This window comes from Arthrobacter sp. 131MFCol6.1 (assembly GCF_000374925.1).
GTDB lineage: Bacteria > Actinomycetota > Actinomycetes > Actinomycetales > Micrococcaceae > Arthrobacter.
Genome location: NZ_KB895541.1, coordinates 559,141 through 582,760, shown reverse-complemented (window position 1 = coordinate 582,760; position 23,620 = coordinate 559,141). Strand labels below are relative to the sequence as shown.

Below are 23,620 nucleotides of genomic sequence, written 5' to 3'. Positions count from 1 at the left end.
CCGCACACTGGTTGAGGAGAGCGTGCGGCCGGAATCTGTGGACGAACGGCCCCGTGGCGGCCGGCGGCCGGTCTTCTGCGGCCTATTTCCACTGTCCCGCATCCCGCTGAGAAGAGACTGAGAGCAGCCTCTCCCGGTGGGGCCGGGCGCGCGGTGACGGCAATGCGGCCGCGGTGGTTGTCCCGGACCACGCATTGACGCATTCTTGGAGCATGGCACTGGGCAAACGAGCCCCATCCGGCCCCGGCAGGGACGAGATTCGTTGGGGCGTGCGGAAGCGCTCGACGGCGGTCGCCGTCGGCGTCGTAGCCGTCGCGCTGCTGCTCGGCGGCATCGTCCTTCTCGTCCTGCTGCAGGCGTCGCTGGCGAGGTCGAGCGACGCCGCAGCCCAGCAGAAGGCCCTGGACGTGATCGCCGAGATGGAGGACATGGACATTGAGGATGCCCGCGCCTACATCTTGGACACCTCGCATGCGGGCCAGTTCGTTCAGGTGCTGGATACCGAAGGGTACGTCCTGGCCAGCTCGGACCCCGAGGTCGCCAACTCCCCATTGTCAGCCCAGCGGCCCAGCCCGGGCCAGACGATGACCCAGGACGTCTCGAGCCTTCCAAGCATCGGGGACACCGACGATTACCACATCGTCACCGTGGGAGCGCGGACCGGCACGCTCAGCTATACGGTGGTGGTGGCCCAGGCCGCACAGATACAGGCGGACACCATTTCCACGGTCGCGTGGTTCATGCTGGGAGCCACGCCGCTGCTGCTGGGCACCGTGGCAGCGTCCGTGTGGCTCCTGGTGGGGCGATCCCTCCGGCAGGTTGAGCGGATCCGTGGCCAGGTGGCCCGGATCAACGCCGAGCGGCTGGATGGACGCGTCGACGTCCCGCCCACCAACGATGAAATCCACGCCCTGGCGCTGACCATGAACACCATGCTGGACCGGCTGCAGGCCTCGGACACAGAACAGCGCAGATTCGTCTCGGACGCCAGCCACGAGCTCCGCAGCCCGCTGGCCACGCTGAGGGCCGGAATCGAGATAGCAGCGGCCGACCCGACCGGGGCGATGTGGCTGCAGATGAAGGATGTCCTCTCTGAGGAGACGGCCCGCATGAGCTTCCTCGTGGAGGACCTGCTGACGCTGGCCAAAGCCAACGACGGCGGCCTGCGCGTGGAGCAGAAGGACGTCGATCTTGACGACGTGCTGGACCAGGAGATCCGCCGGCTGCGCTCCACCAGCCGGAACCAGATCTCGGCGGAGCTCGTTCCGGCCCGGATCCGCGGCGACGCCCGCCGCCTGGCGCAGGTCCTGCGCAACGTCCTGGACAACGCCGACCGCCACGCCCTGTCCCGGATCGCCGTGAACCTGCACACCGCCGGGGACCGGGTCATCATCACGGTCGACAACGACGGCGACCCCATTCCGGAGGCGGACCGGGAACGGATTTTCGAACGATTTGTCCGGCTCGATGGCAGCCGTTCGCGGGAAGGCGGCGGCAGCGGGCTGGGCCTGGCCATCGCGGCGGGAATTGTGGCCGCCCATCATGGGAGCATCCGCCCGACGGACGGACCAGCGGGTCACTGCCGGTTTGAGATCGTATTACCCCTTCCGGAACCCGTGGAGCCGGCGGAGGTCACTCCTCGCGAATCTCGGCGGCACGGGGTTCAGGGATCGGGTCGGCGCTGAGCAGGTAGCCCATGCCGCGCACGGTGGTCAGGCTGTGGATCCCGAACGGGACATCGATCTTGCGCCGAAGGTAGCCGATGTACACCTCCACCACATTGTTCGCGCCCTCGAAAGCCGGGTCCCAGACGTTTTGCAGGATTTCCGCCTTTGAGACGATCTGGTCATGCCGGCGCATCAGATAATGCAGGAGCCCGTACTCCCTGGCCGTGAGGCTGATGAGGGTATCGCCGCGGCGCACACTGTGGCTGACCGGGTCCAGGGACAGTGTGCCAAGCGTCATGATGACAGGCCTGGCGGGCGCTCCGCGCCGGATCAGCGCCCTGATCCGGGCCACGAGCACCAGGAAGCTGAACGGCTTGGTGAGGTAGTCGTCAGCGCCCAGGTCGAAGGCATCGGTCTGGTCGTATTCGCCGTCCTTGGCCGTGAGCATCAGCACCGGAGTCCACACTTTGCGTTGCCGCAGTTCCTTCAAAACGTCGTAACCGTTCATCCGCGGCAGCATGAGGTCCAAAAGGATGGCATCGTACGCGTTCTCCAGCGCCGCGGAGAGTCCCCGCACGCCGTCGTGGGCCACGTCGACGACGAACCCCTCGTTCTTCAGTCCGCGGCGGACTGTCTCGGCCAGGGCGTGCTCATCCTCCACCATCAGAATCCGCAATCCGGCCCCCTCCCTTTGGGCCAGTATGGCCCTTCCGGGGCCGGGCTGGAAGGAACCTGGCGATTCCGGTGGCAGGGTGGTGCCCGTCGCTGTTCGGTCAGGCCTGCTGGGGAGGGCCGAACAGCCAGCCCGAAACGTCGCTGCGCAGGACCACGTGCGGGCCTCCGGTGGAGCTGACGCTCCCGTTGGCGACGTAGTAGCCGCGCCCGGCTCCGGGGCCGCCGGCCGCGCGGTCGATGGCGTCGGTCAGGCGCCGGGTCAGGTGACCGCTGGGGCCCAAGGAGCGCAGTTCATTGAGTTCATCCTGCGTGAGCCGTCCCAGCACTGCAGCAATATCGGCCATGGTGAATCCTCCCGACGGATGGTGCGGATGGTACCCAAGGTGGGATGGTGCCTAAAGAATCAGGCTAGGGCACGCAAATTAACGGCACATGACGCCCCGGTGACCAGTGGCGAACAAGGCGTGAAGGCGGGCGCCGCGGGCGGCCGCCTCCGGGTGTCACGAGCGTCACTGCTGCGACTCCCCCGGTCCCCAGCATTTACACGGCGTCATGCTGTACGGTTCAATCCCGGAGATCCGGAGATCCGTGGGATCCAGACAGACACTGAACACACGCCCAGCAACTGAAATGAGTACCACCAGGTGGCAACCGATTATGACGAAGTACGCTCCGACGTCGCGGAATCCCGCAACGCTTCCCTGGAGGCGCTCCGTTCGGCGAATGCGCCTGACGCCCGAAGCGTTGTCCGCGAACTCGACGAGGCCGATACCTCCGAAGGCGTGGAACTGCCGGGAGCAGACCTGTCCGGCGAGGAACTGACCGTCACGGTCATCCCGCAAAAGGAGGACGAGTTCACCTGCTTTTCTTGTTTCCTGGTGCGGCACCGGTCCCAGCTGGCCAAGGAGAAGGCCGGCCACGCGTACTGCGCAGACTGCCTCAGCTAGAGCCCCCGGCAGGCGCTCCCCGCCGGGCCATCCGTCGAATACACTTCTGTCACATGCTTCACAATAGTGTCGGGAAGCCGCCGGACGTGACCGGCCGGGGCAGGTTCGGCTACGCTCCTGATTGACGATGCGGCGATTGCCGGCACACGGCCGGAGGCTGATCATGCGTAAATCCAACAGCAGGTTGGCGGACCCTGCTGCTGCGTCCCCGTCGACCGCTGCCAACACGGCCAACGGGCCGGAACAACGATCCGAAGGCGGGGCGGCCAGGCCGGCTGAAGGGCCGCCAGGCCCACGTGCTCGCACCGGCAAACCCGCCCGCGCAGGGAGCCTGCAGCGGGAATGGTCCAGGGCATTCATGCTAGTGCTCCTAGCCCTGCTGGCCGGGGCCGCGGTGACCCTGGTCGGCGTACGTTTTGTCACGGACCAGATGCAGCACGCCGCGGCACAGCACCGCGTCGAGTCGGAAGCCGTCGCCGAGCTTCGGTCCGGCCTTGAGACCCACGAACAAGCCGGACTTCAACTGTTGTCCGCAGGACCCGTAGATCAGACCGCCTTTTTGCGGCAACAAGAGGACGTCTCCGCCCAGTTCGATGCCGCGGCCGGGATCTTGCCGGAGGCGTACGGCATGCGGGCCACAATCCGCGAGGCCCGGGCCGCATGGCAGGAGGGACTGTCCGCGCACAGTCTCTGGGGAAGCCAGGTGGCCAGTGTCCACGGCAACCGAGTGGCGGAGGCACCGGCGTTCGCCGCATCCAGCGCGAAGGCCCGCGCACTGCTCGCCGACGTCCGGCGCGCTTCGCTCGACGCGCTGGAGGACGGCGTCGCCCATGGAACCGAGCTCCAGCAGATGGTATCGACCGTCCGCACGGCCCTCTTTGCGCTGGCCGCTTGCGGCGTGTTCTTCTTCCGCCGGCGGATGAGCAAGTACCTGATTCGCCCCGTGGCGGAGCTGCACCGCGGGGTCGTGAAGCTGCAGTCCGGTGACTACAGCCACCGGATCAGCGTTGTCCGCAATGACGAACTGGGCCAGCTGGCCGAGGCCTTCAATTCCATGGCCGCCACCGTGCATGACAACCATCTGGAACTGACCTTCCGCGCCTCGCATGACCCGCTCACGGGACTGGCCAACCGGGCGGTCCTCACCGAACGCCTCGCCGCCATGTTCGACCCCCAAGCGAAGGACCCGGACGCTTCCGGCACCGGGCGCTGGGACGGGCGTGAAGGCCTGTTGATCATCGACGTCGACGACTTCAAGGATGTCAACGACTCGCTGGGCCATGAGGGCGGCGACGCGTTGCTCATTCAGCTGGCCCAACGCCTGCGGGGCTGCGTGCGCGGACATGACCTCGTCGCCAGGCTGGGCGGCGACGAATTCGCGATCGTCGTCATGGATGACGGCGGCACGGCGACGGACGACGTCGCACGGCGCATCCAGGCCGCGCTGCGGGACCCGTTCTGCATCGATGACGTCCGGCTGAAGGTAACCGTCAGCATGGGCGCCGCCCAGCGCAGCGCCGGCACTGCAGATCCGGCCGAGTTGATGCGGCAGGCAGACTTCGCCATGTATATGGCCAAGCACGGCGGCAAAGGCCGCTACCAGCTTTTCGATGCCCGGGGCTATGACGAAATGACGTACCGCGCTGCTCTCCGGGCGGACCTCGCCACGGCTGTGCAGGCCGGGCAGTTGCGCCTTGACTACCAGCCCGTGGTGAATCTTGGCACCGGCGAAATCGCCGGTGTGGAGGCGCTGGTCCGCTGGGAGCACCCGACCCTGGGCCGGCTGGGACCGGCCGACTTCATCCCCTTGGCCGAGGAAACCGGCGAGATTGGCTCCATCGGCTGCTGGGTACTGGACACCGCAAGCCGTCACGTCGCCGGCTGGCGCCGGTCCCCCGGAACTGCCGAAGACTTCTGGGTCTCGGTCAATCTTTCCACCCTCCAGCTATCCAGCGACCGGAACCTGGCTGCCCTGGAGCGCATCCTGGCCCACCCCGCTTCGCAGGCTGACAAGGTCATCCTCGAGGTCACCGAATCGGCCCTGGCCACAAGCGCCGACGGCGGGGTGGCTGCGCTAAACCGGCTGAAGAGCTTCGGCGTCCGCATCGCAATCGACGACTTCGGGACCGGCTTCTCCTCGCTCAGCACGCTCGCGGCGCTGCCCGCGGACATTCTCAAGGTCGACCGCGCCTTCCTGTCCGGGCTGCCCGGGGACGCCCCGGCCGCGGCGATGCTCGAGGGCATCCTGGAAGTGGCCAGGAAACTGGACCTGGCCGTCATCGCCGAGGGCATCGAGCACACCGGGCAGTTGGATCTCCTGCGCTCGCTCGGCTGTGACATGGGGCAGGGCTTCCTGCTGGCCAGTCCCAGCCCGTCCCCGGTTCTCGTGGCGCTGCTGGCCTCCGGGGCGCGCCTGCAGCCACCGGCCGGCATGGACGCGGCGGCGACGGGCGCCTGAGCCAGCCGAAGGACCGGACCAAGAGGCGTCCTGCTCAAACGGCGGGGAAATCCAACGAGGGCTCGTCCGCGGTGGCGAGTGTCAGGACGGCCTCCTCCACGGTTTCGTGGTCCTCAAGTTCGCGTTCAACCCGGCGCAAGGCCACGGCGACGTCGTGTTCCCGCAGGTCCCCCTGGATGTCCACCGCCGCCACGACGTAAAGCTTGCGCGGGCCCACGTATTCGAGATGCAGGTAAGTGATGCGCTCGATCTCACGGTGTTCGAGGAGCCGGCGGGCCATGGTGGCCTCGATATCGCCGGTCACGGCTTGCCCCACCAGGAAGCGCCGGTTCCGTTCGATCAGCACGACAGCAACCGCGGCCAGCAGGATGCCCACCAGAATCGACCCCACGGCGTCCGGCACTGAGGATCCTGTGAGCTGGTGCAGGAATATCCCGGCGAAGGCGATGAGCAGGCCGATCAGCGCGGCCCCGTCCTCGGCAAAGACGGCCCGCAGGGTGGGGTCGGAGCCCTTGAGGACCTGTTCGAGGGTGTTCCGGTCCAGCTCGCGCGCCGCTTTCCGGTTTTGCCGGAACGCCTGGATGAAGGACACGCCTTCAAGGACGAACGCGACCGTCAGCACCACGTAGGCGATCGCATAGTCACCTGGCGGTTCCGGAGTGATCAGCTGCTGGATGCCGTGCATCACCGACACCACCGCCCCGGCCGTAAACAGGCCAAAGGCGGCGATCATCGACCACACGTAGGCCTCGCGCCCGTAGCCCATGGGGTGGGCTTTGTCCCGTTTCCGCGCGGCTTTCCGTTCGGCGATGAGCAGGAAGACCTGGTTGCCGGTGTCCGCCCAGGAGTGGGCCGCCTCGGCAGTCATGGACGCCGAGCCAGAGATGAGCGCGGCCACTGTTTTGGCTGCCGCGACGAGGACGTTCGCTGCAAAGGCAATGAGCACTGTGAGCGATGCGGACCAGGACTTCTCACGCTTCACGCAATTTCCCTCCCTCGGCTGCGGAATGCAGGCCAGTGACTACGCTATCTCCCCGGCCTCTCGCCGCCCGGTGTTCGACGCCGGCTGGTTCCATTTGTGCCGGTCGGGCGCACAATATAGCTAGTACGTTCATCCGCTCGTTTCCACTAGCCGCTCGGGGTGGTGCGCAATGAATGCTCGTTCGAAGCTGCCGTCGCTGGGGGTGCTCCCGGTCTGGTTGGGGACCGGCAGGTGCTTCGCGGCTGACGAAAGCTCAGCGTTCGATGCCGAGGTCAAGGGCGGCGGCACTGAGACCTTCACCGCGCCGAGGACGCCCGGATCCTACGCCTATCACTGCACCTTTCATCCGGGCATGCTCGGGACGCTGGTGGTCAAATGAGCGCCCAGAGCCCCGGACGGTCCGCGCGGGTCCATACCGGCGGCATGACACTGCGAATCCTCACGGCCGTTGCCCTGTTCATTGACGCCGCCGTCCACATCCATCTGGCCCCGGGCTACCAGGCGGGGAACTCCGCGGGGATCGGCCAGGGCAACCTGTTCCTGCTGGAATCGGCTGCCGCCGTGCTGGCCGGGTTGTACGTGCTGCTGCGCGGCAGCCGGGCGGCCTTCGCCGTCGCGTTCGTCGTCGCCATGAGCGCCTTCGTGGCCGTGGTGGCGTACCGTTATGTGAATATTCCCGCGTTCGGGCCTTTCCCGGCCATGTACGAGCCCATCTGGTTCTTCGAGAAGTCCGTCAGCGCCGTGGCCGAAGGCGCCGGCGCTGTCCTGGCGGCCATCGGTTTCGTCCGGGCCGGATCGCGGACGGACCGGCAGGGCACCCGGTCCAAGCACTGACCAGACCCGGGCCGCGGACTTGCTGGCATGTGGGCGGGGTGGTTCAGGCTGAAGTCGTTTGTACAGGGCACGAAACAAGAGGGCACGAAACAAGAGGGCACGAAACCAAAGGACACGGTGTCTACAGGCGCGGGAGCGGCAAACCGGCCCAGAAGCCGGCCTGCAGACCCGCCGGCAGGCTCCGCGCCCCCTGCGGCAGGGCAGCCCGGGCCGGGATCGGCAGCGGCCCGGCGTGCCGTGGCGGATGCCGGCGCCGCCGTCGGCGCCTATCTTGTCGCCTGGGCCTGGCTCGGCGCGGCGCTCCTCACGGATCCAGGTCCCTGGCTCCTGGCCCTGCTGGCGGGGGTCGCGGTGATCACCCGGGCCGCCGGCTCCGTCCTGCGACGGAAACCCCGGTTTTCCACCCCCGCGGACCGCGTTACCCTCGGCCGGGCAGGCATCGTGGCCTGCTGTGCCGCCGAAACGGTGGTCGGCTTGACCGTCGGCGCCGAAGCCGGACCAAGCCCTCTGGTGGTGGTCCTCGGCACAGCCGCGTTCCTGCTCGATGCCGTGGATGGCCGGGTGGCCCGGTTCACGGGTTCTGCCACGGCCGAGGGTTCACGTCTGGATACGGATACGGATGCCGCCCTGGTTCTGGTGCTGTCCTGCGCGGCGGCCGGAATATTCGGCCTGTGGCCCCTGGGAATCGGCCTGATGTACTACGCGTTCCTGGCAGCAGCCTGGTTCCGGCCGTCCCTGAAGAACCCGCTACCGTCCAGCACTGTCCGCAGGGTCATCGGAGCCACCCAGCCCGCGGCCCTGCTGTTCGTCCTGTTGCCGGGCGTGCCTCCGCCGCTCGGTGCCATGGTGCTCGGCCCGGCGCTGGGGCTGCTGGCGTTTTCATTCGGGCGGGACGTGGTCGGGCTGGAACGGCTCCGGGCAAGCCGCGCTTCGGCCACCGGCTCCCCCACCCCGCGCGCCGGTACGCCGGCGGGGACCTAACGCGGCGCGGGTCTCGGCGCCAGGTTCATCGTCGCCGGGCCCTGGATGACGGCGCCGTCGGCGGCAAACCGCGAGCCGTGGCAGGGGCAGTCCCACGTCGCATCGTCCGCGTTGAACGCGACCGTGCAGCCCAGATGGGTGCAGATGGCCGAGACTGCGAGCAGGTCCCCGTCAGCGTTAGCGTAGACGGCGGTCATTTCGCCGTCGATCTCCGCGACGGTGCCTTCGCCGGGTCGGAGCCCGGCGACGGTCGGTTTGTCCGGCAGCTGGGGTTGCGGCGCTTGGTCCGGTTGCTGCCGCGCCCCGCCGGGCTGGCCGGCGGAAGAGCGGTTGGTGTCGAATACCGCCGCCCAGGGGTTGTGACGGCCCGACAGGGTGTCGGCCAGGATCAGGGCGGCGGCGGTGCCGTTGGTCAGGCCCCATTTGCGCAGGCCCGTGATCACATGAAGGTGCGCCGCCGTCGGAGTCAAAGTCCCGGCGTACGGCAACCCGTCGACGGGCATGGTGTCCTGCGTGGACCATCTGAAGCTGGTCTCCCCGGCGCCGAGGCGTTCCCGGGAGAAAGCCGCTAGGCGGCTGTACCGGGCGGCGGCATCGCTGATTTCGGCGGCCCGGTGCCCCTCGCCGCCGGTGAGAACGAAACGGGAACCCTCAATGTCGATCGCCAGGATGGAGCGCATCGGCTCGTCGACGCTGATGAAGGTCCCGTCCAGGGGCACGTCAGGTGCCAGGCTGGCAACGAGGTAGGAGCGGTGCAGGTAGCAGCGTTCGGCAAACAGGCCGGCGTCGCCAACGGGGACGTTGGTGGCAACGATCACCTCGCGCGCCCGGACGGTGCCACTGCCGGTCCCGACGACGGCGGGAACCCCGTCGCGGACCGAGGTGACGCGCGAGTCCTCCAGTACGTGGCTTCCACTCCCGTCCACTGCGCGGGCGAGGCCTTGGAGGTACTTCACCGCGTGAAGCTGCGCCTGGTCGTCGAACCGGACCGCGCCCCGGGCACCGAACGGCAGCGGCACGTCAGAAGTGAAGACGGCTGGCAGGCCGAGCCGTTCGGCCAGGGCCGCCTCGTCGCGGACCCGGGCGAGGGCGTCAGCGGATTCTGCGTAGGTGTAATTGGACACCCTGCGGAAGTCGCAGTCGATGTCCTCCTCCGCCACGACACGCGCAATGTGCTCGATGGCGGCCTGGTTGGCCTGCCCGTACGTGCCGGCGACGTCCGGTCCGTGCCGGTCCGCGAGTTCGGTGTAGGCCAGCCGGTGCAGGGAGGTGACCTTGCCGGTGGTGTGCCCGGTGACGCCGGTGCCGATGCGCGCTGCTTCCAGGACCGCGACGGTGTTGCCGGCACGTTTGAGGGCCAGCGCCGCCGTCAGGCCGGCAATCCCTCCCCCGACGACGGCGACGTCGACCTCAAGATCCGCGTCCAGGGACGGATAGCGGGTGGTACCGGTTGTGGCGATCCAGAGCGAAACCTGCCGTCCTTCGGGCATCCGCGATCAGAGGCCTTCAACGGCTTCCAGCCGTCCCGAGCGAACCGCATCGGCGAAGGCCTGGTAGTCCTTTTCGTTCTGGTCGGCGTATCGCTCGGAAAAATCGGTGATGGAGCGGTCGAACTTGTCGCTCTTGCCGAGGTAGGACGCGATCGCGATCGGGTCGCCGGACCTGGCGTGTGCCCGCGCCAGCGTCCAGCCGCAGGCATCGGCATAGAAGTTCATGCCGAGCGGCTTCATCCCTTCCACAACCGCTGAGCCCTTCATGTCACGCAGTTGGCGCCAATAGAGGTACCGGTTGTCCTGCACGCCTTTAGTCCACCCCAGGAAGATGTCGCTCGCGGCCTGCATCATCCGCTGCCCCTGCACGACGCGTTCGCCCGGCTGCTTGAATTTGCTCTTCGGCAGGTGGTCCTCGAGCACGGACCTCGTGGCCTCCTTGACCTGCAGAAACAACGGGTCCTGCTGATCGCGCCCCTGGAGCAAGGCGATGAACGCCCGGGTGCCGACGCTGCCCACGCCTACAACCTTGCGGGCGACGTCGATGACTTCGAATCGCTCCAGCAGGCGTCGCCGGTCATCTGGCAGTGTGGCCCGGTAGGACCGGAGCTGGTCACGGACCGCTTCCTCCACCTCGGCGGCGGACATGCCGAACGATTCTCCCAACTCCCGGGCCGGGATAACGATCGGCGGCTGACTGACGATCCGGTACTTCCCGTCCACGAGCTCGCCGAGCTTGGAGAGCGCCTGCAGGCTGTCCCGGGTGTGGGCCTTGGCGACGTTGGCCTTTGCCGTCTTTTCAATGCCCTCGACCGCCTTCTTGAGGGCCTTGCCCTTCTGGGTTGCCACGGCCAGGTTCAAGGTTTCCATCAGCTGCTCCTCCGACAGTCGGGCGTACCAGATGTCCAAGGTGCGCATCTGCGCGAACTCGGCCATCGCCTCCCGGTAGGACCGAACCGCCCCGAGTGTCACGTCGCGGGTATCTTCTTTGGTGTACCCGTTGTTGCGGGCCGCGATCGTGAAGCTCGCGGCCATCCGCTTGACGTCATATTCGAACGGCCCCGGAAGGGTCTCGTCGAAGTCATTCAGGTCGAACAGCAAGGTCCGCTCTGGCGAGGCGAACACTCCGAAGTTGGACAGGTGGGCGTCTCCGCATAGCTGGACGCGCAGGCCGGCCCGCGGCGTGTCCTTCAGGTCGGCAGCCATGATCTTGGCGGCCCCGCGGTAGAACGTAAACGGTGAGACCAGCATCCGTCCGTGCCGCACCGGCACGAGGTCCTGTTCCCGGGTGCGGTTCTGTTCCTCGAGCAGTGCCACCGGATCGGGACGGTCGGACGCGGTTTTCCACCCTGTGTGGCCGGAGACCGGCGCCTTATCCCGGTATTTCTTGCCCTTCGATTTACGTTCCTCGACGCTCGGATGCTTGACTTTGGTCTCAGCCATGATCGGCGACCTCCCTTTGATGTCAGGAACCGCCATCGGCACTCGTTGCCTGGGTCAGTCCTGCTGAGCGCGCGGACGCGCCTTGGGTCGAACTAATGCGATTCTGGCCCCGGCGCGGACAATCGTCAACGCGTTGGTGAAGTCTAGCCGGACCCCGCCGCCGCACACTGATGCCGGTTCGTGGCGCAGCCTGATGGCTGGCCACCGGTTCATCCCGTTCGGGTGATGCCTGCCCTCACCGTGCCGGGTTAGGTTGCAAGACGAGTGGGGTAATCCTCGCTCTTCGCCAACTCGGCAATCATCACCGCAAACCAGATGGAGACATAACCATGGCCGAAGAAGAAGCTCCCGTCCTCGCTGCCCTTGCCGACATCACCGCCGTGTCGCTCGAACGCTCCACGCTCGAACCTCGCGAATTGATGCTGGCCCGGATCGCGGCCCTCGCTGCAGTGGATGCCCCGGCTGGCTCCTACCTGCTCAACGCCGGTACCGCAATGGACGTCGGCATCACCTTGGAGGACGTCCAAGGCATCCTCATCGCAGTTGCTCCAATCGTCGGGACTCCCCGGATCGTGGCGGCAGCCGGCAACCTCGCCAGCGCGCTGGGCTTTGCCCTCGAAATGGCCGAGGCAGAACTCGAAGCAGAGGCCGAAGGCTGAGCCCGTCCTCGCCGAAAGGCACACTTGACGGTACCGTTTCCTACGAACCGCCCGTCACGGCGTCGGCAGTTCCTCGCTGCATCTGCCACGATGCCCTGACTAAAGGCGGCCCATGAACAAGAACCGGCTGGAAGCCTTCAGCGACGGCGTACTGGCGATCGTGATCACCATCATGGTGCTGGAGCTTCACGTCCCCGCCGAACCGACCTGGCCGGCGCTGCTCCACGAACTTCCAACGCTGCTCAGCTACCTGCTGAGCTTCATCTACGTCGGGATCTACTGGAACAACCACCACCACATGCTGCATCTGGCCGGACGGATCAACGGCGGGGTGCTCTGGGCAAACCTGCATTTGCTGTTCTGGCTCTCCCTCATCCCCTTCACCACCCGGTGGATGAATGACACGGGTCTGGCGGAGGTCCCCGTCCTCGTCTACGGGCTGAACCTGCTGCTCGCCGCCATCGCCTACTACATCCTGAAAACAACCCTGATCCGCCAGCAGGGACGCGGCGGCGCGCTGGACCAGGCCATGGGGCAGGACTGGAAGGGCAAGGGATCGCCCGCGCTCTACATCGCCGGGATGGGGCTCAGCCTGGTGAACCCGCTCCTGGGGATCGCTGCCTATACGGTGGTCGCCGCGATCTGGCTCATCCCGGACCGGCGGGTGGAGCGGTTCATCGCGCACACGTGAGTAGAGGCGCATGTAAGTCTCGGGGCGGCTACTGCCGGACGCGTTGAGCCAGCGAGTCGCTCAGGAACCGCAGATGCGCCGGGGTTGGCGTTACCACATGAGCCGCGTAGCCGGGGTGGTTGCCGAGGTACTTCTTGATGTAGGGACACACCGGAACGATCGTCAGGCCCGCGGCGATAGTCTCATCGAGTGCCTGTGCAGCCAGCACCCCGGCCAGCCCACGGCCGCCATATTCCTCGTTGATCTCCGTGTGGTAGAAAATCCGCTGGCCCGCCCCAACGTCGTCCACATAAGCGGCCTGGCCGATCACGGTGCCGGCGTCGAGCACTTCGAAACGGCTGCGCTGCGGGTTGTCACTGATGGTAATCGTGGTCACTATGGTCTCCTTGAGCGGGCCGGATTGGCCCGGCGATCGGGCTTATGGCAGCAGGGCTTGCCGGTAAGGGCTTGCCGGATTGGACAGGTCAGCCGCGTGGCCGAATACGGGCATTCGGCAGGGCAGGGGCCGGGAGAGCGGCGGGCCCGCCGGGCGGAAACGGGCCGAACCGCAGGTCAGGTGCTCCACCGGCGGCGTCCCCAGTGCCGGCGTCCGCGCCGATCTCGGACTGCCACTGGGCCCTGTACGCGACGATCTCCTCATGGCTGCGGCCGACGAAGTTCCACCACATCACAATTTTTTCGCCCAGCGGCTCTCCGCCGATCAGGAGAACGCGGGCTCCGTCGCTGCCCGCGAACAGGGTCAGGGACCCGTGGCCGACGGGCAGGTACGCGAGGTTGTCCTTCGCGACCGGCTGCCCGTCCACGGCCAGGGTGCCCGAGTCCACCAGCAGGCCGTGTTCGAAGGACGCATCTGTTTCGAGCGTCAGTTCCGTCCCCGCGTCGAGCAGGATTTCGGCACCCAGCAGGGGTGTGTGGGTTGTGACGGGCGAGACGGACCCGGAGAGCGCGCCGAGGAAGACGCGCATGGTCCAGCCGCTTCCGCTGACCGGCTCGGGACGGTAGTGCTCAAAGGTGGGCGCCATGTGGCGTGCCGTGTCCGGCAGCGCCACCCACAGCTGCGCGCCGTGCAGGACGGTTGTGTCCGGTGTGGAAAATTCCGAGTGGCTGATGCCGCGGCCGGCGGTCATCAGGTTCACCTCGCCGGGCCGTACCGCTGCGTGAAAGCCGGCCGAGTCCTGGTGTTCGATCTCGCCTGTGAACAGCCAGCTGACGGTTTGAAGCCCGGTGTGCGGGTGGCGCGGGACTTTCATGCCGCCGGAATCGCCGACCTGGTCCGGGCCATAATGGTCCAGGAAGCACCACGCCCCAATGAGGCTGCGCTGGCGCTGCGGAAGGGTGCGCCGCACATCCATCGCGCGCGGGCCGCCCAGCGGGACCTGCCGCGGAACCAGGAGTTCGACGCCGGCGCAGGGCCCGTCCGTTTCGCAGAGGATTTCCTGGGGCGCGACTTCGGTATTGCTCATGATGACAGCCTAGCTTCGCGCGGGCCGCGGGTCAGCCTTCGGCAGACGGCCTCAACCCGCAAGGAGCGGGCCTCAATTCCAGGCCGAACGGCGCAAGGGGGGTTCCGCGCCGCCCGGGCGCTGGACCAGGACCTGGTTCACGCCCGTGATGCCGGCCTCGAAGCCGAGTGCGCTCGCGGCCATGTAGAGCCGCCACACCCGGGCCCTTCCGAGCCCGGCGAAGCGCACGGCCTCGTCCCAGTGCTCCTCCAGGTTCCGCACCCAGGCCCGGAGCGTCAGGGCGTAGTGGCGCCGCAACGCCTCAACGTCCAGGACCTCCAGGCCCGCCGCTTCGAGTGCCGCGACCATCTCCGAAAGGCTGAGCATCTCGCCGTCCGGGAAGACATAGCGGGGAATGAAAGAGTCCGGGTCCGGCGGGGTCGCGCCGGCATTCCAGGAGATCGCGTGGTTGAGCAGCCGTCCTCCCGGGCGGAGCAGGCCCTGCAGGTGGGAGGAATAGTGCTGGATCTGCTCGCGTCCGACATGCTCTGACATGCCGATGGAGCTGATCGCGTCGAACGGCCCGTCGTCCACGTCGCGGTAGTCCTGCACCCGGATGTCCACCCGGTCCGTGAGTCCGGCGTCCGCCGCCCGCTTGCGGGCCAGGGCCGCCTGTTCGACCGAGAGCGTCACCCCGACGACGTCGGCCCCGTAGTGTTGCGCGGCATGCAGTGCGAGGCTGCCCCAGCCGCATCCCACGTCCAGCATGCGCATGCCCGGCTGGAGCCCCAACTTGCGGCAGACCAGATCGAGCTTGGCTGTCTGGGCGGCGTCAAGCCCGGTCTCGTCCGACTCCCAGACCGCGCACGAGTAGACCATGGATGGGCCCAGGACGAGGGCGTAAAAGTCGTTCCCGACGTCGTAATGGTGCGAGATGGCCGCGGCGTCGCGCCCCTTGGAATGCCGCCGGCCGTGGCGGCTCACGCGCGCTTCCTCCGGCGGCGGAGCCGGGTTCGTTCCCAGCGCGCCGAGCCGGACGGCTGCTTTGACCAGCGCGAACACTTCGCCGGGTGTCGGCGGCCGGAACGGGCCGGGCTCGGCGAACTTTCCCGCCGCGCTGAGGGCCGCGAAGGCGGCGAAGATGTCGCCGGGTGCCTCGATATCGCCGGCCACATAGGCCCGGCTCAGTCCAAGCTGCCCTGGGGACCACAGCATCCGTCGAAGCGCCCGCCGGGACCGGAAAACGACGACGGGGGCGTCTTTCGGGCCCGCTTCCGAGCCGTCCCAGGCCTTCAGCCGCAGGGGGATCCCGTCGGTGCCAAGGATGATCGCCAGTGCGTCGGCCAGCCGTGAAGCCGCATTCGTCGATGCCGTCATGTCCAGTGCCCCATTTCCAGTGCCTCGTCTCCGGTGCTGCGGGCTGAGCCCCGCCAGTTCCAAATCTAAGGGCATAACACGCCCGGCAACCAGAGCCTTGGTTCGGATTCCTTTGCCCGCCCCTTCCCCTTCCCTGCACCCCGCCCCTTCCCAGAGCAGCGGCGGCGGCTGGCTCTGGCGCTTGGGGGTGCTGTTGCCTATGGTGTGTCCTATGTCTGAGTCTTTCTCATCCCTCGTGGACACGTTCAAGAATGTCGGTGTGTCACGGGCCTACGGGCCCGCCGTGAACATCGCAGGAGAAGAGGTCGTCCCGGTAGCGGTGGTGTCCTTCGGCTTCGGCGGGGGCAGCAGCCCGGAAGACGGCCAGCCCGGCGGCGGCGGAAGTGGAGGCGGGGGCGGCGGCCTCGTCTTGCCCCTGGGCGTCTACGCCAAGGGCCCTTCGGGCGGCATGACGTTCCGGCCCAACACCGTGGTGGTTCTTGTGGCGCTGGCCCCTCTGGTGTGCGCCGTCGGCATTTCGATCCGCGGCATACTTCGCACCGTCCGTTCCCACCGCTAGCACCGCGGCTGCGGGGCCAAGGATTCCCCAAGCCCGTCAGGGCATCGTGGGGTCTGGCGGCCTGGGTCTCGGGCAGTCCTGTGGCGGGCGTCGGATGGACTTGATCGGCGATGAACTTATTCAGAACTGCATGCGCACCAAGCCTGGGCGCGGCGCTCCTGATGACAGGATGCGCTGCTCCCCAGGCCATACCGGGCCCCACAACCACCGTGACGGCGACAGCCCCGCCGTCGGTGGTGGTCTTCGATCCGCAGACCAGCGGCAAGATTCTGGCCGAGCGGATCAAGGCACGCGCCAAACCCACGGACCCCGGCGTCACGATTTCCGAAGTGGAGTGCAAGAACTTCCCGGATATCAAGGTCAACACGCATACGGATTGCCAGATGGTGGTTAACGGGGTCAAACGCGGATACCGGGCCACGTTCACCCAGCGTGACGGCCACTACGAAATAAAGGCCCAGGAACTTACTTGGTAGTGGGCGCGGCGTAGGACATGGCGGGTTCCCGGTCGTCGTCGGCGTCGACCCAGGCTGCGAAGTCCTTCAGCGACATGAAGCAGTAGTAGTCGCAATACCGCAGGTTCTTCTTCTCCGACTTGCTCATGCCGGTAATTCGAGGCGGGCCCGGCCGCGGATGGGCCGGCGGCGGTCAGCACCCTAGCGTTGCCGCCTGCCGGCATCGGCGATGGCGAGCGCCAGTTCGGAGAACACTTCCTCCGGGGTCCCCGACGCAGCCAGCTCGGTGAAGTGCGCGTATTCGGGCAGCGATCGGTAGGCGGCCCGCAACGAGGTGAGCTCTTCGAGCGTTTCCGTGTCCGTGCCGCGTGCCAAGACTCTTCGATGCGCCTGTTCCGGGTCGATCACGAGGTGGAGCACTACATCAGGTTGGGGAAACTTCGTCAGGAGGAAGGGCAGAAGCCGGCCCCGGGGAAGGCCCCGCGCCTGGCGCAGCGCCAACTGGCAGTGCAGGTGGCGGTCCATGATGACCAGGCCCGGATGCCTGTGCGCCCTGGCGTGGGAAACCACCACGTTCGCGGTGCGGATGGCTGTCTCTACGGCATCCGCCAGCCGCGGATGAAGCTGTATGCCGAACTGTGCGCCCAGCAGCGACATCCGGCGCCGGCCGGCGTAGTTCCGGAGCAGGAGCGCCTTCTTTCCTGCCCGGTGCGCGGCTGCAACCGTTGCCTGCGCGGCGGTTGTTTTTCCCGACCCGTCAATTCCCGTCAAGACAATCAGCAATCCGGCTCCTCCTGGTAGTGGCGGTGTTCGGGCCCGCGACGCAATCCGGCGGCTTCCCCTACTGCTACCAACGGCAGGGACGGCTGAATCGTCCCCGTCAAACAGGTGATCCCCGCCGCTATGGGAGGAACCGGCGGCCTCGTTCTAGGATTCTGGCGATTCGTCCCTGGCCTGGCTCAAGGCATCTATGTCGTCGTGAAAAGCCAGGTAGAGGTTGGCAATTATGCGTGCGCTCGACAGTGACCCGCCTACCAAGGTTTCAACCTTCTTCAAGCGGTAGCGGACAGTGTTCGGGTGCACGAACAACACACTGGCAACCTTCGCGACATCCAGGTCGTTCACCAGGTAGCAGATGACCGTCTCCTTCAGGTCGCTGTCGACGTTGAGGGCCTCAACAAACCTGTTGAGCTTGTCCTTGTCCGGCGCAGACTGCCGACGTGCCAGGAGCCACGTGGCGGGGTCCACCTCATCCAGCCGGACAATGCCCCGATACGTTCCGGAGGCGGTGGCCGCTGCGGCCTGGATTTGCCGGCGGGCAATTCCGGCTGCTGCCTCTGCTTCCCGGAAAGCCTCGGGCGTCCTTGCAAGATCGGAATAGGGTTCAGACAGGCCGACGAAAACAGACCCGGCCGTCAGCTCCAGCCAGGCATCCAGAGCCGACGAGTTCGAAACCACCGCATGGAAGCCCGGCGGGTTTTCGGGCGTTCGCCCGTTCTCTGCCAGCAAGAGCCCCAGACCACTGGCTTCGGCCCCTCGCAAAAGGAGTTCGGAAAAGGACGGGTCCACCGGCTCCTCGGCCGGACTTGCCGCGACGACGGCACGCAGGGGCTCGTACGGTGTGAACCGGAAGGCGCGCATCCGCTCCCAGTGCCTGAACTCGCGGGCCAAGGGCACACCGTCTTGCAGCATAGTCAGCAACAGCGTGTTTTCGTGCCGCTCTCTTGAATCCGAAAACCGGGCGATCCCATTAACTGCGGCCAGGAGCCGCTGCGCCGTTTCGAGCAGGACGTCTCCGAGATCCTTCAGCACGCGGTGGTTCCTGCTGGCCACGGCCAGGGTGAAGCCCTCGCCGCGAAGCACCAGTGGCCGCGCCATGACCCCCCACTGCCCTATCACGATGGTCCCGGACGCGTTATTGCCATCACGCAACTCTTTCCAGATCAGGTGGGTCGGGCCTCCCCCGGAGGATTCGACGATTCGTCCGGAATTTTCGTAAAGCACGGCTGTGCCCCGGCATGCCATGGCGAGTCTGACGATGAGCGCGTGGACGGGGTTCTCAGCGGAAATGCTCTGCAGCAGGTCGTTGCTTATCCAGAGTGCCCGCTTCTGCACGTACGCATCAGGAGATGCCTGTGACTGGTTGATGAAGTTCTCTATGCGGTGGAAGGGAACATCGTGCGCCACGGTATACAGCGGGAATCCGGCTTGTTTGCAGGCCGCGACCAGCTTGGCGGGCACTTGGTCAAAGTAGACTCCAACGCCGAAGAAGAGGGCCGCAACGCGCGCTTTCCGCAGATCTTCGACGAGTTTCACGGGCAGCAGTTCATCCCGTTCGGCATTGACAAACCTCAGCCCCGTGGTCAGCAGGACGGTGTTCGGCTCGAGCCACGCAGCCGGATTGTGGATGTCACTTGTGTGGGCTCCCAATACGATGGCAGCCGGGTTGCCCGGAACGAGAGGGGTCAGGCCCAACGGCGCTTCGGATACGACGTCGTGAAGAGTGACCGGGGTCCGGTCGGGCATTGTTCCTCCTGGCTGCAGGGGAAGGGAGGCCTTGGCGGACGACCGATTGTAAATCTGACAAAGGTCCCTGCTCCATAATTTTAGTTCCTCCAGTGACAGAGACCCACGTCACAGGGAAAGTTGTTGGTACCCAATCAGCATCCTGGAGGAACTTAGATGTCCAACCTTAGAGTCGCCGTCGACGTCGGGGGTACGTTTACTGACGTTTGTATTTTCGACGAAGAAACCCATCGCATGCGTGTCACGAAGGTCCCGTCGACACCTGCTGACCCCATGTTGGCGATATTGAGCGGCGTGCAGCGCGCCGAGATCAACCTCGAGGACGTGTCGCTCTTCTCCCACGGCACCACGGTGGCAACGAACGCCCTCATCACCCGCAACTTTCCCCCCGCAGCCATGGTCACGACCAAGGGGTTCAGGGACGTCATCGAGATCCGGGACGGTACGAAGGATGACCTTTGGGACGCCTACAACGACGTAAGCGGCCCCTACATCCGCCGACGGGACAGGTTCGAGGTGACCGAGCGTACTGACTACGCCGGCAGCATCGTCACTCCCCTGGACGAAGGGGAAGCCCGCCGCCTGGCCGCGGTGCTCCGCAAGCGCGGCGTCACCACCATCGCCGTCTGCTTCATCAACTCCTACGCCAACGCCGAGCACGAAATCCAGATGCGCAAAATCCTGGAAGAAGAGCTTCCTGAGGCAACAGTTTCCACCTCGTCCGAGATCCTGCCCGAAATCTTCGAGCACGACCGCTTCAACACCGCCGTCTCCAACGCCGTGCTGGGCCCCCTGGTGTCCGGCTACGTCAGCCGCCTCGCCGATGAGCTCAAAAGCGGCGGCTACGACGGCGACCTGCTGCTCCTGCACTCCGGCGGCGGCTCCATGACCCCCCGCATGGTCAAGCGGTACCCGGTGCGCCTCGCGGCATCCGGCATCGCGGCCGGAGCCATCGCTGCGAAGCACATCGCCCAGCAGTGTGGCTTCGAGAACGCCGTCAGCCTGGACATGGGCGGCACGTCTACGGACATTGCCCTGGTCTCCGACGGTGAGCTCCGCATCACCAAGGAATGGCAGGTGGAATACGGCCACCCCATCGTCTTCCCCAGTATCGAGGTCCTTACCATCGGCGCCGGCGGCGGCTCGATTGCGCACATTGACATTGCCGGTTCGCTTCGCAACGGCCCGCAGTCCGCGGGTGCCGATCCGGGACCCGCCTGCTACGACATGGGCGGTGAAGAGCCCACCAACTGCGACGCCAACGTGGTCCTGAACAGGCTCGGATCCACCCTGGCCGGCGGCGCGAAGACGCTGGACCGCGGACTCTCCCAGACCGCAATCAAGCGTGTCATCGCTGAACCGCTGGACATGAACGAAGCGGAGGCGGCCCACGCCATCCTCCAGGTCGCGAACGCCAACATGGCCGACGCCGTCCGCCTGATCTCTATCCGCCGCGGCTACGATCCCCGTGACTTCGCGCTGATCGCCTTCGGCGGCGCCGGCGCCCTGCACGGCGCAGAGGTGGCCAGGGAACTGAACATTCCCACCGTCGTCGTACCGCCCAGCCCCGGCGTCACGTCCGCGCTGGGCTGCCTCCTGGTGGACATCAGGCACGACCTGTCCGCGATGTATACGGCTGTTGCCGCCGACGCCGATCCGGAAGACCTGGAGAGCAAGTACAGGTCCCTCGAAACGGAAGCCACGGCCCGGCTGCGCCACGAAGGCGTGTCCGAGGAGAATTCGATCCTGCAGCGGATCATCTCCATGCGCTACCAGGGACAATGGCGTTCGCTGGCCGTGAATATGGGAACCGGTGCCGGCGCTCTGGAAGACGCCATCCAGAGCTTCCACCAGCAGCACGAACGCGAGTTTGCTTTCCGCCAGGACGACCAGCCCGTGGAGATCTACCAGCTGCAGCTGTCCGCCATCGGCAAGACACCCAAGCCCTCCTTCGCCCCGGCGACGGAATGGGTCTCCGGGCCAGGCGAGCCCGATTCGGTCCGGCCGGTGTACTTCGGCAACGACGGCTGGGTTGATACGCCCGTCTACGACCGCACCAAGCTCGGCGCCGGCGCGACCTTCGAGGGCCCCGCCATCATCGACCAGCTTGACTCCACGACCGTCGTGCCCCCGCGCACTACCGCCGAGATCGACGAGTGGCTCAACATCCGGATCCACCTCACCGAGTTCAAAGACGAGCAGGAAGCCTAACCATGACCGACGTGATCACCATGCCAGATCTCCATGTCGCGCACTCCGATGCCCGGCTGGCATCAGGCCTAGACCCCGTGACGTTCGAGGTGCTGAAAAACGCCTTCGTCACCAGCGTCGACCTGATGAGCGAGCAGATTCTCCGGACTTGCTACTCCTTCGTCATCTACTCACGTGACTTCTCTTCCGCCCTGTGTGATGCCAACGGAAACACAGTCATGCAGGGCAGCGGTGATATTGCCGTCCACGTCGGTACCCTGCACTTCCAGTGCAAGGCTGTCATTGACGAATTCAAGGACGACATCCACGACGGCGACGTGTTCGCCATCAACGACCCCTACCGGGGCGGCACGCACTTCAACGACGTCAGCTTCATCCGGCCGATCTTCTCCGACGGTGAGGTGATCGCCTTCGCCCAGAACAAGGGCCACTGGGCTGACATCGGCGGGAACGTTCCGGGTTCATTCGATGTCAACGCCAAGGAGCACTTCGGGGAGGGCCTGCGGATCACTCCCGTGCGGATCTGGAGCAAGGGTGTCTTCCTTCACGACGTCGCCCAACTCCTGGTCTCCAACACCCGGGCACCGCGCCAGGCGATGGGTGACCTCCAGGCCCAGTCGGAGGCTACCGCGGTGTGCGAGCGTGAAGTCCTTCGGCTGGTTGAAAAGTACTCCAAATCGACGGTTGTCGCGGCGATGCAGGAAACCCAGGACTATGTGGAACGGATCGTCCTGCGCCGCCTGGAATCACTGCCGGAGGGAGTGTGGGAGACCACCGACTACATCGACTTCGATCCCGGCAAGGGCGAGGGCCTGGTGCCCATCAAGATCAAGCTGACGCTGGACGGCAAGGGCATCCACTATGACCTGACCGGTTCCGCGCCCGCCGTCGAAACCTTCCTTAACTCCGGTTACGGCACCACCTACTCGGCCATCTACGCCGGCACCAAGACGTTCTTCCCCGACGTTCCGTTGAACTCCGGCTTCTATGCCGCCGTCGATGCGGAAATCGGGCCGGAGGGCACCGTGGTCAATGCCGGCTGGCCCTTTGCGGTCACCGGCTTCTGCTCCGGTCCGTACGAAAAGCTGATGAACGGGATCTTCGAGCTGTGGTCGCAGATCATGCCTGAGCGCGCCATGGCCTGTGCGTTCAACCTCGAGTACCTCCTGGTGGGTGGCCGCGACGGCCGCACCGACGATAACCCCTACTTCATGTGGTACGACTGGATGGCCGGCGGCTGGGGTGGCCGAGCCTTCAAGGACGGGGCCAGCGCCACCGCCCCGGTCTTCGGCCCCGGCCTGGCGGTCCAGCCCATCGAAGGCCAGGAACGGCTGTCGCCGGTCCTGACCACCGTGCACCAGATTGGCACCGACTCCGGCGGCCCGGGCAGGTTCCGCGGCGGCCTCGGCATCGAAAAGGGCGGCACCTTGGTCGACGCGACGAAGACCGTGATGAGCTACTGCTGCGACCGTGCCCGATCCATTACCTGGGGCATCGAAGGCGGCCTGCCCTCCATCCCGCACGGGGTCTGGATGAACAAGGGCACCGATCAGGAAAAGTTCCTCGGGTCCAACTTCTCAGCCGTTCCGCTGCAATCCGGGGACTCGTTCACCCGCCCGTCCGCGGGTGGGGGCGGCTACGGCGATCCCTTGGACCGGCCCTTCGACGAAGTCCTCGAAGACGTCATCGACGACTACGTGTCGATCGAACGGGCTGCGAAGGACTACGGCGTCATCATCCGCGAAATCGACCGCGAACTCGACCAGTTCGAGATCGATGAAGCGGCCAGCGCCTTGCTGCGCCAACAGATCCGCGCCGACCGCCCCGCGTGGCTGACCGCCGATCCGGTCGCAGTGGCGGAGAAGTACCGCGCCGGAGAGGTGGACATGCTCGACGTGATCCGCCGCCACGGCGTCATCCTGGACTGGGGCACCGGGGAGCTGTTCCCGGCGACCACCGCGGAGTTCCGCAAGAGCATGACGAAGCGTTCCTCGTCCCACTGGCACTGAACGCATTCTGACGAACACCGGGCCCGCCGGCGCTGATCGCGGCGGCGGGCCCTGGCCTCTCATTGCCCTGAAATCGCGACTGATCCGTGACCACGGCGAAGGAAACCCGGATCGAACCCCACGGTAGTGCCGGGTTCCGCTCCTCTCGAACGACCGAAGGCAAAGCGTCCCCTCCCTAGCTTCTTCAAATGATGTGAAAGGTGCGAAATTGTCG

23 protein-coding genes are annotated in these 23,620 nt (G+C 66.3%); 12 read left to right on the top strand and 11 right to left on the bottom strand.

Features of this window, described 5'->3' with window-relative positions; genetic code table 11:
* Positions 1-269 precede the first annotated feature (269 nt).
* A complete protein-coding gene (locus C566_RS0102750; protein ID WP_018772801.1) occupies positions 270-1,685 on the top strand; it encodes a sensor histidine kinase in 1,416 nt (471 codons plus the stop codon).
* Here the strand turns inward: C566_RS0102750 and C566_RS0102745 are convergent.
* Together C566_RS0102745 and C566_RS0102740 are read right to left on the bottom strand one after the other, a co-directional pair.
* On the bottom strand, positions 1,633-2,343 hold the full coding sequence (locus C566_RS0102745) for a response regulator transcription factor (protein WP_026266308.1): 711 nt from the start codon (positions 2,341-2,343) through the stop codon (positions 1,633-1,635). The genes C566_RS0102750 and C566_RS0102745 overlap by 53 nt on opposite strands.
* 97 nt (positions 2,344-2,440) lie before the next feature.
* Positions 2,441-2,686 (bottom strand): hypothetical protein, encoded by a 246-nt coding sequence (locus tag C566_RS0102740; RefSeq protein WP_018772799.1) that lies wholly within the window; start codon positions 2,684-2,686, stop codon positions 2,441-2,443.
* A 300-nt stretch (positions 2,687-2,986) separates the two neighbouring features.
* Here C566_RS0102740 and C566_RS0102735 point away from each other — a divergent pair, with 300 nt between their 5' ends.
* Together C566_RS0102735 and C566_RS0102730 are read left to right on the top strand one after the other, a co-directional pair.
* Positions 2,987-3,289, top strand: coding sequence for a DUF4193 domain-containing protein (locus C566_RS0102735; protein WP_018772798.1), 303 nt, complete (start codon positions 2,987-2,989; stop codon positions 3,287-3,289).
* 358 nt (positions 3,290-3,647) lie between these two features.
* A complete protein-coding gene (locus C566_RS0102730; protein ID WP_018772797.1) occupies positions 3,648-5,747 on the top strand; it encodes a putative bifunctional diguanylate cyclase/phosphodiesterase in 2,100 nt (699 codons plus the stop codon).
* Positions 5,748-5,781: 34 nt separating this feature from the next.
* On the opposite strand, the gene C566_RS0102725 is transcribed toward C566_RS0102730, so the two are convergent.
* On the bottom strand, positions 5,782-6,729 hold the full coding sequence (locus C566_RS0102725; RefSeq protein ID WP_018772796.1) for a cation diffusion facilitator family transporter: 948 nt from the start codon (positions 6,727-6,729) through the stop codon (positions 5,782-5,784).
* A 169-nt stretch (positions 6,730-6,898) separates the two neighbouring features.
* Here C566_RS0102725 and C566_RS22600 point away from each other — a divergent pair, with 169 nt between their 5' ends.
* From C566_RS22600 to C566_RS20620, 3 genes are all read left to right on the top strand, one after another.
* Positions 6,899-7,108 (top strand): cupredoxin domain-containing protein, encoded by a 210-nt coding sequence (locus C566_RS22600; protein ID WP_155846722.1) that lies wholly within the window; start codon positions 6,899-6,901, stop codon positions 7,106-7,108.
* Positions 7,109-7,152: 44 nt separating this feature from the next.
* On the top strand, positions 7,153-7,563 hold the full coding sequence (locus C566_RS0102715; protein WP_155846721.1) for a hypothetical protein: 411 nt from the start codon (positions 7,153-7,155) through the stop codon (positions 7,561-7,563).
* 237 nt (positions 7,564-7,800) lie between these two features.
* Positions 7,801-8,544, top strand: coding sequence for a CDP-alcohol phosphatidyltransferase family protein (locus tag C566_RS20620; RefSeq protein ID WP_018772793.1), 744 nt, complete (start codon positions 7,801-7,803; stop codon positions 8,542-8,544).
* On the opposite strand, the gene C566_RS0102705 is transcribed toward C566_RS20620, so the two are convergent.
* Positions 8,541-10,034: an FAD-dependent oxidoreductase gene (locus C566_RS0102705; protein ID WP_018772792.1), complete on the bottom strand. Its 1,494-nt coding sequence runs from the start codon at positions 10,032-10,034 to the stop codon at positions 8,541-8,543. The two genes, C566_RS20620 and C566_RS0102705, sit on opposite strands and share 4 nt — an antisense overlap.
* Before the next feature lie 6 nt (positions 10,035-10,040).
* Positions 10,041-11,477 carry a DUF2252 domain-containing protein gene (locus C566_RS0102700; protein WP_026266307.1) on the bottom strand — a complete coding sequence of 479 codons (1,437 nt, stop codon included), beginning with the start codon at positions 11,475-11,477 and terminating at the stop codon, positions 10,041-10,043.
* Positions 11,478-11,806: 329 nt separating this feature from the next.
* Between C566_RS0102700 and C566_RS0102695 the strand changes: the two genes are divergently transcribed.
* A complete protein-coding gene (locus tag C566_RS0102695) occupies positions 11,807-12,136 on the top strand; it encodes a carboxymuconolactone decarboxylase family protein (protein ID WP_018772790.1) in 330 nt (109 codons plus the stop codon).
* Positions 12,137-12,248: 112 nt separating this feature from the next.
* Entirely contained in the window at positions 12,249-12,827 is a 579-nt protein-coding gene (locus tag C566_RS0102690) for a TMEM175 family protein (RefSeq protein WP_018772789.1), read from the top strand.
* A gap of 28 nt (positions 12,828-12,855) precedes the next feature.
* On the opposite strand, the gene C566_RS0102685 is transcribed toward C566_RS0102690, so the two are convergent.
* The 3 genes from C566_RS0102685 to C566_RS0102675 form a co-directional block, all read right to left on the bottom strand.
* Positions 12,856-13,203: a GNAT family N-acetyltransferase gene (locus C566_RS0102685; protein WP_018772788.1), complete on the bottom strand. Its 348-nt coding sequence runs from the start codon at positions 13,201-13,203 to the stop codon at positions 12,856-12,858.
* Positions 13,204-13,291: 88 nt separating this feature from the next.
* Positions 13,292-14,290, bottom strand: a complete 999-nt coding sequence (locus C566_RS0102680) for a pirin family protein (protein ID WP_018772787.1) — start codon at positions 14,288-14,290, stop codon at positions 13,292-13,294.
* Between the two features lie 72 nt (positions 14,291-14,362).
* The gene (locus tag C566_RS0102675; protein WP_018772786.1) at positions 14,363-15,646 is read right to left on the bottom strand and encodes an SAM-dependent methyltransferase; all 1,284 of its coding nucleotides are present in this window, start codon (positions 15,644-15,646) and stop codon (positions 14,363-14,365) included.
* A 211-nt stretch (positions 15,647-15,857) separates the two neighbouring features.
* Between C566_RS0102675 and C566_RS0102670 the strand changes: the two genes are divergently transcribed.
* Positions 15,858-16,205 (top strand): hypothetical protein, encoded by a 348-nt coding sequence (locus tag C566_RS0102670; RefSeq protein WP_018772785.1) that lies wholly within the window; start codon positions 15,858-15,860, stop codon positions 16,203-16,205.
* Positions 16,206-16,414: 209 nt separating this feature from the next.
* Positions 16,415-16,681 carry a hypothetical protein gene (locus tag C566_RS0102665; protein WP_155846720.1) on the top strand — a complete coding sequence of 89 codons (267 nt, stop codon included), beginning with the start codon at positions 16,415-16,417 and terminating at the stop codon, positions 16,679-16,681.
* Here C566_RS0102665 and C566_RS22880 read toward each other — a convergent pair.
* The 3 genes from C566_RS22880 to C566_RS0102650 all read right to left on the bottom strand — a co-directional run bounded on the left by C566_RS22880 (position 16,671) and on the right by C566_RS0102650 (position 19,186).
* Positions 16,671-16,808 (bottom strand): hypothetical protein, encoded by a 138-nt coding sequence (locus C566_RS22880; protein WP_018772783.1) that lies wholly within the window; start codon positions 16,806-16,808, stop codon positions 16,671-16,673. The genes C566_RS0102665 and C566_RS22880 overlap by 11 nt on opposite strands.
* A 53-nt stretch (positions 16,809-16,861) precedes the next feature.
* Positions 16,862-17,443 (bottom strand): dTMP kinase, encoded by a 582-nt coding sequence (locus C566_RS0102655; protein WP_018772782.1) that lies wholly within the window; start codon positions 17,441-17,443, stop codon positions 16,862-16,864.
* A gap of 144 nt (positions 17,444-17,587) precedes the next feature.
* Complete coding sequence (locus C566_RS0102650; RefSeq protein ID WP_018772781.1) at positions 17,588-19,186, bottom strand: helix-turn-helix domain-containing protein; 1,599 nt, start codon at positions 19,184-19,186, stop codon at positions 17,588-17,590.
* A 156-nt stretch (positions 19,187-19,342) separates the two neighbouring features.
* On the opposite strand from C566_RS0102650, the gene C566_RS0102645 reads away from it, so the two are divergent.
* Positions 19,343-21,397, top strand: a complete 2,055-nt coding sequence (locus tag C566_RS0102645) for a hydantoinase/oxoprolinase family protein (RefSeq protein WP_026266305.1) — start codon at positions 19,343-19,345, stop codon at positions 21,395-21,397.
* A 2-nt stretch (positions 21,398-21,399) separates the two neighbouring features.
* Positions 21,400-23,406, top strand: a complete 2,007-nt coding sequence (locus C566_RS0102640) for a hydantoinase B/oxoprolinase family protein (RefSeq protein WP_018772779.1) — start codon at positions 21,400-21,402, stop codon at positions 23,404-23,406.
* Positions 23,407-23,620: the final 214 nt, after the last annotated feature.

What these genes read in the sequence shown, in the direction of transcription:
- C566_RS0102740 (WP_018772799.1), bottom strand. Translation starts at nt 2,686, where the DNA reads ATGGCCGATATTGCTGCAGTGCTGGGACGGCTCACGCAGGATGAACTC.
- C566_RS0102730 (WP_018772797.1), top strand. Translation starts at nt 3,648, where the DNA reads ATGCTAGTGCTCCTAGCCCTGCTGGCCGGGGCCGCGGTGACCCTGGTC.
- C566_RS22600 (WP_155846722.1), top strand. Translation starts at nt 6,899, where the DNA reads ATGAATGCTCGTTCGAAGCTGCCGTCGCTGGGGGTGCTCCCGGTCTGG.
- C566_RS0102715 (WP_155846721.1), top strand. Translation starts at nt 7,153, where the DNA reads ATGACACTGCGAATCCTCACGGCCGTTGCCCTGTTCATTGACGCCGCC.
- C566_RS0102705 (WP_018772792.1), bottom strand. Translation starts at nt 10,034, where the DNA reads ATGCCCGAAGGACGGCAGGTTTCGCTCTGGATCGCCACAACCGGTACC.
- C566_RS0102700 (WP_026266307.1), bottom strand. Translation starts at nt 11,477, where the DNA reads ATGGCTGAGACCAAAGTCAAGCATCCGAGCGTCGAGGAACGTAAATCG.
- C566_RS0102695 (WP_018772790.1), top strand. Translation starts at nt 11,807, where the DNA reads ATGGCCGAAGAAGAAGCTCCCGTCCTCGCTGCCCTTGCCGACATCACC.
- C566_RS0102690 (WP_018772789.1), top strand. Translation starts at nt 12,249, where the DNA reads ATGAACAAGAACCGGCTGGAAGCCTTCAGCGACGGCGTACTGGCGATC.
- C566_RS0102680 (WP_018772787.1), bottom strand. Translation starts at nt 14,290, where the DNA reads ATGAGCAATACCGAAGTCGCGCCCCAGGAAATCCTCTGCGAAACGGAC.
- C566_RS0102675 (WP_018772786.1), bottom strand. Translation starts at nt 15,646, where the DNA reads ATGACGGCATCGACGAATGCGGCTTCACGGCTGGCCGACGCACTGGCG.
- C566_RS0102670 (WP_018772785.1), top strand. Translation starts at nt 15,858, where the DNA reads ATGTCTGAGTCTTTCTCATCCCTCGTGGACACGTTCAAGAATGTCGGT.
- C566_RS22880 (WP_018772783.1), bottom strand. Translation starts at nt 16,808, where the DNA reads ATGAGCAAGTCGGAGAAGAAGAACCTGCGGTATTGCGACTACTACTGC.
- C566_RS0102650 (WP_018772781.1), bottom strand. Translation starts at nt 19,186, where the DNA reads ATGCCCGACCGGACCCCGGTCACTCTTCACGACGTCGTATCCGAAGCG.
- C566_RS0102645 (WP_026266305.1), top strand. Translation starts at nt 19,343, where the DNA reads ATGTCCAACCTTAGAGTCGCCGTCGACGTCGGGGGTACGTTTACTGAC.
- C566_RS0102640 (WP_018772779.1), top strand. Translation starts at nt 21,400, where the DNA reads ATGACCGACGTGATCACCATGCCAGATCTCCATGTCGCGCACTCCGAT.